The sequence below is a fragment of the Pseudomonas sp. AC355 genome (assembly GCF_979258205.1).
On sequence record NZ_OZ409843.1, the window covers coordinates 2,648,062 to 2,660,684 of the forward strand.

The following is a 12,623-nucleotide window of genomic DNA, read 5'->3' on the forward strand; positions in this document are numbered from 1 at the left end:
AACCGCCGCCCTTAACCTTAATTAACATTACGCAACTCGCCCCCACCGCTCTGCTCTCCAACAATCCGTATAGCCCGCGGCGTTCCCTGCAACGCCGCGCAGTTCCGCGCTCTTGCGGCGCTGCCAGCGAATACGGACATCACCATGAATCGAGCAACACAGCCCCGCCCCACCCTCGTCGCCCATGTGGCTGCGCCCGTGATCGGCAGGCTCACCGCCTGGCAGGAGGATGTTGCCAAGCAACTGATGCTCGATCATCTGGATGCCGGTATTTCGGTGGCCGAAGTGGCCGAGGCCTGCGCCCTGTCACGCAGCCATTTCACCCGCAAGTTCAAGGAGAGCACCTGCCTGTCGCCCCACGTGTGGTTGCGCCAGCAGCGAGTGGAAAAAGCCAGGGATATGCTGCTGCAATCGTCGCTGTCGCTGACGGCTATCGCCATGGACTGCGGCTTCTTCGATCAGGCGCATTTCTGCCGGGTATTCGCCAAGAGCATGGGCATGAGCCCGCTGGCCTGGAAGCGTCAGCAGATGGCTACGAACCCCATGACGGTAATGCCGCAGCAGGTGGCCTGCTAAGCGGGCGTAGGCAGGGCCTGTGCCGAGACGATGGCAGCCTGGCAACGCTTCTCGGCGGCATAGGCACGGGTGCTGTTGAGCATGTGGTAGTAGACCAGATCGCCGTCGCGGCGCAGGCCAATCAGCGACAGCGAGACCAGCCGCGACAGTGAACCGCAGCGCTCGCTGTCGCTGATCGGCAACCCTGCCAGCGCATTGCGCACATCGGCCACGGTGAAGTATTCGTCGCACACCGACAGCCCATGCAGGCATTGGCGCTGGTGTTCGTCGAGCAACGCGTAGCTCCAGTCCAGCGAGGCCATCAGGCTGGAATGGCGAGCCGGCGTAGTGCGTCGGCCGAGCAGGCTCAGGTAACTGTGGTTTTCCAACTGGGCGAGGATGCCTTCCAGGCTCTGGACGTCGAGCTGCGCTGCGGCCAGTTCGATGGCCAGGGGCAGGCCGTCGAGCCGCCGACAGAGTTCGACGACCCGCGGCACGTCGGTCTCGCGCAGGCGGAAGCCCGACTGCCGTGCGCGGATGCGCCGGGCGAGCAACTTCACGGCGGGATAACGCAAGGCAGCGGCCAGGCGCAAATGGCTGCCCAGCGGTGGCATGTCCAGCGGCGCCAGCGGTTGCACGTACTCCTCGCGGGTGCGCAGGGCCTCGCGGCTGGTGGCGACAATGCGCAGCGCTGGCGCAGCCTGCAGCAGGGCTTCACAGAGCGCGGCGCAGGCGTCGATCAGGTGCTCGCAGTTGTCCAGCAGCACCAGCATGTGACGATCCGCCAGGGTGGCGAGCAGAAAGGCCTGAGCATCCTGACCGGGCGGTAATACGAGGCCCAGCTCCGAAACGAGCGCGGTGGGTAGTTGAGCCGGATCGCTGACCATCGCCAGGTCGACGAAGCGCACACCGTCGCGGAAGTGGCCGAGCTGCTGCTGGGCAACGCGCAGGGCAACGGTGGTCTTGCCGACGCCACCGGGGCCGATCAGCGAGATGTGCCGGCGGCTCTGCAGACGGCGGGTCAGCTCGGCGATCAGCTTATCGCGGCCCTCGATGCGTACCGGCCGCCCAGGCAGGCTCGGTACGCCGCAGGGCTGCAGGTCGAGATCGCCGGTACGCTGGCTGACCTGTTCGACGTAGGCGACGAAGCTGTAGCCGCGCTGGCGCACGTTGGTGATGTAATCCCGCGACTGCGGGCAGACTCCCAGTGCCCGGCGCAGAGCCGAGATGTGTACGCGCAGGTTGATCTCTTCGACGAAGGTCTTCGGCCAGACTTGGGAGATGATGGTCTCCTTGCTGACGATCTTGCCGGCGCTTTCCACCAGCACCAGCAGGATGTCCAGCGCGCGGGCGCCTATCGGCAAAGGGCGGTCGCCATCGAGCAGCAGGCGACGCTGCGGGTGCAGTTCGAAACGGCCGAAACGCAGGACTGTGTCTTCGCCACCGGTGTCGAGATCGTGCATGACCGTTTCAGCGCCCCGCCAAGCCGAACCCCGTGGGTCTCGACCAGTCGGCAATACGCCGCTCCTTGCTGTGATAAGAGAATCATTCTCCGCCGTTCGCCGGCAGCGCGACATCAGTAATAGGGTGTCGATTCGGCCATACAGGTGCCCATCACGGACAACAGGCGAACCGCTCTGGCACGCGGCTTTCGTCAGCGCCAGGAGGTGGCGCCCATGGTGGATTGCGGCGGGCTGCGAGCATGAGCGCCGCAGCGGGTGCGCCTTCACCTAGCCTGCCGACAGCGGTCAGCCGAACTGGTGGCGGTACTGCACCGGGGTCAGCCCCAGGCGTTTATCGAACATCTGGCGCATGTGCCGGGTGCTGCCGAAACCACTGCGAAAAGCCACGGTCTTCAGCGGCAGGTCGGTGCTTTCCAGCAGGCTGCGGGCGTGGTCGATGCGGGCATTGAGCACGAAATCCATGGGCGTCATCTGCAGTTCACGGGTGAATACCCGGGCGAAGTTGCGCACGCTCATGGCGGCCAACTCGGCCAGTTGCTCGACGCTGAAGGGCTCGTGGATGTTATCCAATACATGCTGCTGCACCCGCTCGAGGGGCGTGGCGCCCTGCCCGGTCGGTGGCAATAGAGGGCTGAACTGGGCCTGGCCGCCCTGGCGCTTGATCACCACCAGCAGCACCTTGGCCACATCCAGCGCGAGCTTCTTGCCGTGATCGTCGGCGAGGATCGACAGCGCCAGATCGATACCTGCCGTTACGCCGCCGGAGCTGAGCAGCTTGCCGTCCTTGGTGAACAGTTGATCGCTTTCCAGGTGCGCCTTGGGATATCGCTTGGCCAGGCGATCCAGATAATGCCAATGGGTGGTCACACGATGGCCGTCGAGCAAACCGGCTTCACCGAGGATGAAGGCGCCGGTGCACACCGCGCCATGCCGACGCGACGCCGCAGCGGCGTCACGCAGCCAGGCGTGCAGATGCGGGTGGCTGAAGTTATAGGCACCGGGGCCGCCCGGCACCAGCAGGGTGTCGTAGGCGACCGGCGCCTCTTCGGCCAACTGGTCTGCCTGCATGACGATGCCGTTGGAAGCGCGCACGGCCAGCGACGACGCCCCCAGGGTGACGATGCGGTAGTGATCGCTCTCGGGCAGATAGCGGTTGGCGACCGAAAACACCTCGATAGGGCCGGCCACGTCGAGCATCAGCACGTCGGGAAAGAGCAGGATCGCCACGGTCTTGGTGGGCATGCGGATCTCGAAACACGGAGGGACACGGCCAGGCGTGGATGTCTGGCAGGTGTCGGGTGAGTAATCGTACGTCGATTATCAGGGTACGACAGCCTGCGCGGCAGACCCGCAAGGGCTGCCTCAACGCAACACTAAAGTGTTGCTGGCACGCGGCCAGAAAGGCGGAATCAGACGCCCATGAAACGCAGGATCTGCTCACGCAGCCAGCGCTCGGCGGGATCCATATCCTGGGCGGCACGCCAGACCATGGTCAGTTGCGCGGGGACGATCTCGAACGGCGGCTCTTCCATCACCAGCCCACCGCCCTGCACCAGCGCTGCGGCGGCGTAGTCGGGGATAGTGGCGATCATGTCCGAGTTGCGCAGCAGCGCACCGAGGCCATTGAAGTGCGGTACCGCCAGGGCGATCTTGCGCGAGCGATCGAGGCGCGCCAGATCCTGGTCGATGTTGCCGCACAGGTCGCCGGACATCGACACCAGGGCGTGGGGCCGCGCGCAGTAGTCGTCCAGGCTCAGCGGCGGCGAGCCGTCAGCGGCGCGGATGACCATGGCACGGATGTCGCGCAGGCTGCGGCACTTGGCGTTGGCCGGCAACTGCGTGGTGTAGCTGATGCCGATGGACACCTCGCCCGTAGCGAGCAGCCCCGGCAGCAGCAGGAAGTTGGCGTTGCGTACCACCAGTACGCAATCGGGCGCCTGTTGGCGCAGGTGGGCGAGCAGTTGCGGGAGCAGGCCGCACTCGACATCGTCTGACATGCCGATGCGAAACACCGCGGTGCTGCTGCTCGGGTCGAAGTCCCTCACTTCGCTGATCGCCTGGGAAATGCCATCCAGCGCCGTTGGCAGGCGCCGGAAGATTTCCAGGGCACGGGGCGTGGGCTCCATCTCGCGGCCGTTGCGAACCAGCAGCGGGTCGTTGAAATAGTCGCGCAGACGGGTCAGCGACGCGCTGATCGCCGGCTGGCCGAGGTACAGCTTCTCCGCCGTACGCGTGAGGTTGCGCTCGTGCATCAGGCTTTCGAACACGACCAGCAGGTGCAAGTCGACTTTGCGAAGATCGGTACGGTTCAAAGAGGTGCTCCAGAAGCCGACCGCAGTGCTCGAGCACCGCGGCCGGATGTCATCACTTGTTGGCGGTCAGCGTGAAATAGCTGGTCATCAGGTTGCGGTAGTTGGGGATGTGGTTGGACAGCAGCGCGCCCAGGCCTTCGATATCGTTGCGCCAGTCGCGATGCAGCTCACAGGCCACGGAGAACCAGTTCAGCAGTTGTGCACCGGAAGCGCTCATGCGGTTCCAGGCAGCTTGCTGCACGGTCTTGTCGAAGGTGCCGGATGCATCGGTGACCACGAACACGTCGAAGCCTTCGGCAATGGCCGAGAGGGTCGGGAACGCCACGCAGACGTCGGTCACCACGCCGGCAATGATGATCTGCTTCTTGCCGGTGGCCTTGACTGCCTTGACGAAATCTTCGTTGTCCCAGGCATTGATCTGGCCAGGGCGGGCGATGTACGGCGCGTCCGGGAACAGTTCTTTCAGCTCGGGAACCAGCGGGCCGTTGGGGCCTTGCTCGAAGCTGGTGGTGAGAATGGTCGGCAGGTTGAAGAACTTGGCGCAGTTGGCCAGGGCCAGCACGTTGTTCTTGAAGTCGCTGGGGCTGAAGTCCTGAACCAGGGAGATCAGGCCAGCCTGGTGGTCGACCAGCAGAACGACGGCGTCATCTTTGTTGAGGCGCTTGTAGGGAACGGTCATGGTGATACTCCTGTTGCGTTAGGGGTGTTTGATAAAGGGGTTTGCGGGGCGCGCGGTATGGGTACGCCAAGCAGGTGGCGAATGCGCACGGCGACGCCGTCGCGCTGGTACTGCCGGGCGTTGGCTTCGATGCGCTGCTCGGCGACGGTGACGCGGCCGTGGTGGCGCAGGTGCTCGAGCCAGGACGCATCGAAGAAGAATTCCTGCCAGAGCTGCGGGTTCTCGCTGTCCTGCAGCAGGCCCCAGGACAGCGCGCCGTTGCGCCGGCGCATGGCGCGCACGGCAAGCATGGCCTCACTGAACGCGGCGGCGTGCTCGGCGGGGATGTCGTACTCAAGGGTGACCATCACCGGGCCGCGCTCGCGATCCATATCGGCGCTGAGTACCGGCGCGGGCCAGTGCACGGAAGGCGCCAGGTCTTCGGCGGCGGTGACCGGCAGGTGGAAACGCCAGGACAGCAGCACGCCGAGCAGCAGCATTGCGCCGCCGCCAGCCAGCGCGACGGTCAGCGAAAACTCACTGGCCAGCGAACCCCAGACGATGCCGCCCAGCGCGCTGCAGCCGAAGAACACCAGGATGTATACCGCCAGCGCCCGGGCCCGTACCCAGCTCGGCACTGAAGTCTGCGCGGCCACCTGCAGATTCGACAGCACGCAAATCCAGGCGGCGCCGCTGACCAGCATCACCGGAAGCAGCAGGCTGAAATCGCGGATAAAGGCCAGGCCGAACAGCACCACGGCATAGGCGACACTGGCAGCGGCGACGATTACATCGCTGCGCAGCCGCTCGCGCAGCTTGGGCAGGAACATCGCCCCGGCGATGGCGCCAATGCCCACGCAGCCGAGCAGGATGCCGAAATCCACCGCCGTACCCTGCAGCTCGCGACGCACCAGCAGAGGCAGCAACGACATGCCGGCACTGGCGCCGACAAAGAACGCCAGCGTACGCACCAGTACCGCCTGCAGCGGCTTGGCACTGCGCGCATAACGCACGCCGAGGCGCACCGCACCGAACAGCCGCTCGGCCGGTAGGATGCTCACCATAGGCGTGCGTTTCCAGGCGTACAGCGCGGCGATTACCGCGAAGAACGACACGGCGTTGAGGGCGAAGGTCAGCCAGGGGCCACTGAGGCTGACCAGAATCCCGGCGATGGCCGGCCCGATGGCCCGCGCCACGTTCATGCCCAGGCTGGACAGCGCCACCGCGGCCGGCAGTTCATCCTTGCCGACCAGCTCCGGGGTGAGTGCCGACCAGGCCGGCATCATCAGCGCGGTGCCGATGCCCATGGCCAGGGTCAGCAGGAGCAGCAGCGGCACGTTCATCAGGTCGAGCAGCGTCAGGCTGGCGAGCAGCACCGCCACGCTGGCCATCCACAACTGCACGGTGAGCAGGTAGCGACGCTTGTCGACGATGTCCGCCAGGGCGCCAGCGGGCAGTGCCAGAAAGAACATCGGCAAGGCCGCCGCCACTTGCACCATAGCCACCGCCAGCGGGCTGGCCGACAGCGAGGTCATCAGCCAGCCAGCACCCACCTCGTGCATCCAGGTGCCGATGTTCGAAGCGATGCTGGCCAGCCACAACCAGCGAAACACGCGGCTGCGCAACGGGCTCCAGGGGCTGGCGGGTGTTTGTTTGATGACGCTTTCCATGGCTGCTCTCGTAAACCGCACAATGACGATCGGTGTTCGTTGAAAAAATGCGTGTGCCTGCGGTGGAGACGTCAGCCCCCGTAGGAGCCGGCTTGCCGGCGAAGCGATTTCAGCCGCGACGCCTGCGTGAAACCCACCAGCGCTTTCGCGGGCAAGCCCGCTCCTACAACTCTGTAGGGTGGATGACGCTTCACCCATCCACCGGAACCTCGATAGCGTGGTGGATGAACAATCGTCATCCACCACAAGGCGCTGCAGTGCAGACGCCAGCTCCCGTAGGAGCCGGCTTGCCGGCGAAGCGATTTCAGCCGCGACGCCTGCGTGAAACCCACCAGCGCTTTCGCGGGCAAGCCCGCTCCTACAACTCCGTAGAGTGGATGACGCTTCACCCATCCACCGGAACCTCGATAGCGTGGTGGATGAACAATCGTCATCCACCACAAGGCGCTGCAGTGCAGACGTCAGCCCCGTAGGAGCCGGCTTGCCGGCGAAGCGATTTCAGCCGCGACGCCTGCTTGAAACCCACGACCGCTTTCGTGGGCAAGCCAGCTCCTACAAACCCAGTAGGGTGGGTGACGCCTCACCCATCCACCGGAGCCGCGAGCGTGTGGTGGATGAAAAAAGCGTCGGCTACGCGCCCCGATCCACCCTACGGCGCGCACCACTACCTGCCGATCGCAGTGCGATCAGGTGGAAGGCGTCAGAACGCGAAGCACGAGCAGCCGAAGGCGCCCCAGAAGCCGGCGTAGTCGCTGATTGGCACCTTGCTCTGCCGCGCCCGCTCATGGCTGTGGGCGTGTACCGCGCAAGAGCCGATGCACTGGTGCACGGCGGCTTGCAGCGGTGCGGACGGCTTCCAGTGCCCAGGCACCTTGGCCACCGGCGACCATTCCGGCAGTACCGGCAGCGGCGGAATGCCGAGCGTGTCGAACTCACCCGCACCGTAGACGACCTTGCCGCCAACCACGGTAAGAACCGACTCGAGGTGCTTGATGGCTTCTTCGGTCACGCTGAAGTAATCCGCCGAGAGCACCGCCACGTCGGCCAGTTGCCCGACCTTGATCTGGCCTTTCTTGCCCTGCTCGCTGGAGAACCAGGCGCTGCCCTGGGTGAACAGTTGCAGCGCAACGGCGCGAGACAAGCCTTCGGGATACAGCGCGGTGCCGCCCACGGTCTTGCCGCTGACCAGCCAGTACAGCGATGTCCAGGGGTTGTAGCTGGCCACGCGGGTGGCGTCGGTACCGGCACCGACCGGCACGCCTTCGGCGAGCATGCGTTTGATCGGCGGCGTGGCTTCGGCGGCCTTGGCGCCGTAGCGGTCGACGAAGTACTCGCCCTGGAAGGCCATGCGGTGCTGGATGGCGATGCCGCCACCCAGTGCCCGAACCCGCTCGATGTTGCGCGGGGTGATGGTTTCCGCATGGTCGAAGAACCACGGCAAGCCGTTGAACGGGATGTCGCGGTTGACCTTCTCGAACACGTCGAGCATGCGCGAGATGGATTCGTCATAGGTGGCGTGCAGGCGGAACGGCCAGCGGTGCTCGACCAGGTGGCGCACCACCGGTTCGAGATCGGCCTCCATGCCGGCCGGAAGATCCGGGCGCGGTTCGAGGAAATCTTCGAAGTCGGCAGCGGAGAACGCCAGCATCTCGCCCGCGCCGTTGTGGCGGAAGTAGTCGGTGCCCTGGCCGTAGGTGACGGTCTTCGTCCATTTCTGGAAGTCGGCCAGTTCTTCCTTGGGCTTCTGGGTGAACAGGTTGTAGGCGATGCGCACGGTGAGCTGGTCGGAGTCGGCCAGTTGCTGAATCACCTGGTAGTCGTCCGGGTAGTTCTGGTAACCGCCGCCGGCATCGATGGCGCTGGTCAGGCCCAGGCGGTTGAGTTCGCGCATGAACTGCCGCGTCGAATTGACCTGATATTCCAGAGGCAGCGCAGGCCCCTTCGACAGCGTCGAGTAGAGGATCATGGCGTTAGGGCGGGCGATCAGCATGCCGGTCGGGTCGCCGTTACTGTCACGCTGGATCTCGCCACCGGGCGGGTTCGGCGTGTCCTTGGTGTAGCCGACCACACGCAGTGCGGCGCGGTTGAGCAAGGCACGGTCGTAGAGGTGCAGCAGGAACACCGGGGTGTCCGGCGCCGCCCGGTTGATCTCGGCCAGGGTCGGCATGCGCTTTTCAGCGAACTGGAATTCGTTCCAGCCGCCAACCACGCGTACCCACTGCGGCGTGGGGGTGCGGTCTGCCTGGTTCTTGAGCATGCGCAGGGCATCGGCCAGGGACGGCACGCCCTCCCAGCGCAGCTCCAGGTTGTAGTTCAGGCCACCACGAATCAGGTGCAGGTGCGAGTCGTTGAGGCCGGGAATCGCGGTGCGCTTGTTCAGGTCGATGACCTTGCTGCCTGCGCCCTTGGTGGCCATGGCTTCGGCGTCGCTACCCACGGCGATGAAGCGACCGTTCTTGATGGCGACTGCAGTGGCGTGCGGCCGCTCGGGGTCGACGGTGTGGAATTTACCGTTGAGCAGGATCAGGTCAGCGTCGTTCATGTTCGCTCCGAATGCGTAGCCGGCGCGACCGGCGAAAGGTAAGGCAGACCAGAGCGCGCCAGCGGCGCCAAGCAGGCTGCCGGCAGCGACGACCTGGCGGCGCTTGGGATCTTTGGGATCTGAAGTCATGGCTGGGCGCTCCGGGTGATCAGCGGGACACGAAGGCCAGCAGGTCTTCGTTGAGGCGTTGCTGGTGGGTCACGGCGAAACCGTGGGGCGCGCCCTCGTACACCTTCAGCTCGGAGCCTTCGATCATCTGCGCAGCAAGCCGGCCGGTGGTCTCGAACGGCACGATGGCGTCGGCGTCGCCGTGAATCACCAGGGTCGGCACATCGACCTTGGCCAGGTCGGCACGGAAGTCGGTTTGCGAGAATGCGGTGACGCAATCCACGGTGCCCTTGAGCGATGCCAGCAGGGCGATATTGAGGGTCTGGCTGAGCACGCCATCAGAGACCTGCTGGCCCTTGTCGATGCCATAGAAAGGCGTGGCGAAATCGGCGATGAACTGCGCGCGATCCTTGAGCAGACCGGCCTTGATGCCGGCGAATACCGACTCATCGACACCCTCGGAAAAATCCGCTGCCTTGCCGAAGATCGGCGTGACCGCACCGAGCAGCGCCAGCTTGGCGACCCGCGACGTACCGTGGCGACCGATGTAACGGCTGACGTCGCCGCCGCCCATGGAGAAACCGACCATAGTCACCTCACGCAGGTCAAGGTGCTCGATCAGTTCATGGATGTCGTCGGCGAAGGTGTCGTAGTCGTAGCCTGTCCACGGCTGGCTGGAGCGCCCGAAACCACGGCGGTCGAAGGCGATGGTGCGATAGCCGCGGTTGCTCAGGTACTCCATCTGGTATTCCCACATGTCCGCGTCCAGCGGCCAGCCATGACTGAACAGCACGGGCTTGCCGCTGCCCCAATCCTTGAAATAGATCTCGGTGCCGTCGCGGGTCGTGAAAGTGCTCATGGGCGTGTCCTCTCGGGTATCGCAATGGATGGGGAAATCAACGGGCGCTCAGCCAACCCGCGCAGCAGCGGGTGACCACCGGCATAATCCAGAACACCACCGGCACGACGATGCACAGGGTGATCAGCAGGTTGCTCGCTACCACTCCACCCAGGGCCGGGTACTGCTGGAACAACGGCAGCCACAATTGCGGGATGAGCATGGTCAGCGGGCAGATGACCAGATAGGTCAGTACCGCCTGCTTCCACTTCGGTGGCTGCGGCGCCTGGGCGTGTTCGGGGGTGAACCAGAATTCATGATCGCGGCTGACCTGGGTCTGGTCGCCGCCTTCGAGCAGTGGCAATACCTCGTCGATCAGCAGGCGCCGGCGGTCGGAGGCGATCCACTCATCCAGCTGCCAGCTTTCGGCAAAACGCAGGACGGTGGTGAAGGTGTCGCTCTGGCCGTCCGAACGGATCACGTTCACGCCCAGGTGACCACTCTGCTGCTCGGCGGCCGTCAGGGCACGCTTGAGCCAGGCCTCATAGGCCGGCACATGACCGGGGCGCACCTTGTGCTGGATGACCAAGGTCACCACGTCGCTGGGTTGAACGGCAGTCATGATCACCGGCCTCCTGCCAGATACACGCAGCCAAGCCACGCACTGAGACGCTCGAAGGCGGATGACGACGCGCGGAGCAACGGCTTCAAGGGCATCTCCCGTAGCGAAATCGACGAAACGCATGGCCATGCAAGGGCCAGCGACGTGACAAGTGACGGGCGCTCAGGCGCACGACGACCGTGCAGCCACTATGCCGCCGGGGTCGGCTTATCGATTGGACGTATGTGCTGAATCGTCGCAGGCCGAGGGGATCGGCCGGAGGGAGTGGTTACTGCAGCACCAGCTCGACGAGCAGGAACAGACCGGCGATGCTCAACAGCAGCACGCCCAGCCAGAAGAACGAGGCGCCACGCTGTACCGGGGTGTCGATCACCGCGCGCTTGGGGAAGGCCGGATCGTAGCGCACCGCTACCGCATCGCCTTTGCGGTAGTGGCGCCAGCTGCTCATGCTGCTCTCGTGCATGTGCAGCTTGCCGTGTTCGTCGCGCCATTCGAAACGCGGATAGCGACTCGAGGTATTGAGCCCCCACTCGCTGGCGATGATTCGCCCCTGAACCTGTAGCCAATCCTTGCTGGCGCGGCGACGGGACATGCCAATACCCACCAGCACAGCACCGACACAACCGAAGACCAGGGCGAGAAACACGGAAACAGGCATGATTGACTCGAATAGCTGAACGTCAACAATAGGCGCACTACCGCAGCGAAGGTTCATGGAGAAACAGCACCGTTCGGCGGTTGTATGACCTCCCTCTTGTCGTATGTAACACCGCACGGCTGAAATATCCGGCCGCAGACGGCACCTGAAAATTTAGGTTGAGTTTTCTGCAACCTCCTCCTGTCCATAATCATGGACACGGATTAAGGAGAGTCACCGATGAAAACCACGCCTACCCTCAGCGTTTTGCTTGGCACTTTGATGGTCGCCGGCCTTGCCCACGCGGCCGATCCGGCAGAGCAGGAGCCGGCCCGTGAGGTCTATCAGGAGCAGGTGCTCAAGCAGCAACCTGATCAGGAAGACCCGCAAGCCAAGGATCCGATGCACATCGGCGATCTCAAGGAAGGTACCCCCGCGCCACACAAATACTGGCGTGACGATTACGCCATCAAGGATCTGAAAAAGCACGACCTGCCGGAGCCGGAAGACAAGGATCAGGAGCACTGGGTGAAGATCGGTACCGACTACGTGTTGCTGAACAAAGATACCGGTACTATCCAGCGCATCATCAAGGCCAAGTAACCGCTCTAGCGCAGCATGCCGATACGCAAAAAAGCTTATTAGCTGCGCGGAAGTGGCTATTATTCACGAACGTTTCCGCCATGCGTACGTGTCGGCCTTTTCTCTTCTAGAGATGGATGATGAAAGCTCATTTTAGTAAAGCTTACAGCCCGCGCAACGAGCTGATGCTGGGTGCCGCGGCTGTAGCCGTAGGCGCTGTGTTGGCCTATGGAGGGGCGCTTCTGTTCGCCATGCTGCGCCCTGAGCCACAGCCGGCGGCGCCGCAAACCATCGCAGTGCCAAACATTACTGCGCGCACGACGCCGATCACTGTCGAAGCACCTGCTGTGGGTGAAGATCCATGGTGGCGTGGCGACGCTGCGTTTTGGCAGGATCAGGCACGCCTGAACAGCGCGGCTGTGGCACCTCAGTACCGCGACTTGCAGTTCGCCTGGTCCGAGAAGATGGCGGCCAATGCCAAACAGCGTGCCTTGCAGGATGCAACGGGCAGCGAATCACTCGCCGTACCGGCCAAAGAAGCACAAAACACCGAGTTGCACATTACCGCGCCCCAGCGCCGCTGATTGCTGCGCCCCTCCCTACTTCCTAGTCTTTCGTCGCCGCGCCCCTATTCGA

The 12,623-nt window shown here is 64.2% G+C and carries 12 protein-coding genes; 3 read left to right on the top strand and 9 right to left on the bottom strand.

Features of this window, described 5'->3' with window-relative positions:
- The first annotated feature begins 144 nt into the window (after positions 1-144).
- Positions 145-576 (top strand): helix-turn-helix domain-containing protein, encoded by a 432-nt coding sequence (locus ACZ0AI_RS12515; protein ID WP_463562185.1) that lies wholly within the window; start codon positions 145-147, stop codon positions 574-576.
- Here the strand turns inward: ACZ0AI_RS12515 and ACZ0AI_RS12520 are convergent.
- The 9 genes from ACZ0AI_RS12520 to ACZ0AI_RS12560 form a co-directional block, all read right to left on the bottom strand.
- On the bottom strand, positions 573-2,018 hold the full coding sequence (locus ACZ0AI_RS12520) for an ATP-binding protein (protein ID WP_463562186.1): 1,446 nt from the start codon (positions 2,016-2,018) through the stop codon (positions 573-575). The two genes, ACZ0AI_RS12515 and ACZ0AI_RS12520, sit on opposite strands and share 4 nt — an antisense overlap.
- A 285-nt stretch (positions 2,019-2,303) precedes the next feature.
- A complete protein-coding gene (locus ACZ0AI_RS12525) occupies positions 2,304-3,260 on the bottom strand; it encodes a GlxA family transcriptional regulator (RefSeq protein ID WP_463562187.1) in 957 nt (318 codons plus the stop codon).
- 167 nt (positions 3,261-3,427) lie between these two features.
- Positions 3,428-4,330, bottom strand: a complete 903-nt coding sequence (locus ACZ0AI_RS12530) for a LysR family transcriptional regulator (RefSeq protein ID WP_463562188.1) — start codon at positions 4,328-4,330, stop codon at positions 3,428-3,430.
- Between the two features lie 52 nt (positions 4,331-4,382).
- Positions 4,383-5,009, bottom strand: coding sequence for an isochorismate family cysteine hydrolase YcaC (gene ycaC / locus ACZ0AI_RS12535; RefSeq protein ID WP_225838612.1), 627 nt, complete (start codon positions 5,007-5,009; stop codon positions 4,383-4,385).
- The gene (locus ACZ0AI_RS12540; protein WP_463562189.1) at positions 5,006-6,658 is read right to left on the bottom strand and encodes an MFS transporter; all 1,653 of its coding nucleotides are present in this window, start codon (positions 6,656-6,658) and stop codon (positions 5,006-5,008) included. The genes ycaC and ACZ0AI_RS12540 overlap by 4 nt, the downstream gene beginning before the upstream one ends.
- 700 nt (positions 6,659-7,358) lie before the next feature.
- Positions 7,359-9,200 carry an amidohydrolase gene (locus ACZ0AI_RS12545; RefSeq protein WP_463565933.1) on the bottom strand — a complete coding sequence of 614 codons (1,842 nt, stop codon included), beginning with the start codon at positions 9,198-9,200 and terminating at the stop codon, positions 7,359-7,361.
- A 148-nt stretch (positions 9,201-9,348) separates the two neighbouring features.
- Complete coding sequence (locus ACZ0AI_RS12550; protein WP_463562190.1) at positions 9,349-10,167, bottom strand: alpha/beta fold hydrolase; 819 nt, start codon at positions 10,165-10,167, stop codon at positions 9,349-9,351.
- Positions 10,168-10,204: 37 nt separating this feature from the next.
- Complete coding sequence (locus ACZ0AI_RS12555) at positions 10,205-10,768, bottom strand: antibiotic biosynthesis monooxygenase (protein ID WP_463562191.1); 564 nt, start codon at positions 10,766-10,768, stop codon at positions 10,205-10,207.
- 268 nt (positions 10,769-11,036) lie between these two features.
- A complete protein-coding gene (locus tag ACZ0AI_RS12560) occupies positions 11,037-11,426 on the bottom strand; it encodes a DUF3592 domain-containing protein (protein WP_463562192.1) in 390 nt (129 codons plus the stop codon).
- A gap of 219 nt (positions 11,427-11,645) precedes the next feature.
- Between ACZ0AI_RS12560 and ACZ0AI_RS12565 the strand changes: the two genes are divergently transcribed.
- On the top strand, positions 11,646-12,008 hold the full coding sequence (locus ACZ0AI_RS12565; protein ID WP_463562193.1) for an RcnB family protein: 363 nt from the start codon (positions 11,646-11,648) through the stop codon (positions 12,006-12,008).
- A gap of 119 nt (positions 12,009-12,127) precedes the next feature.
- The gene (locus tag ACZ0AI_RS12570) at positions 12,128-12,571 is read left to right on the top strand and encodes a hypothetical protein (protein ID WP_463562194.1); all 444 of its coding nucleotides are present in this window, start codon (positions 12,128-12,130) and stop codon (positions 12,569-12,571) included.
- Positions 12,572-12,623: the final 52 nt, after the last annotated feature.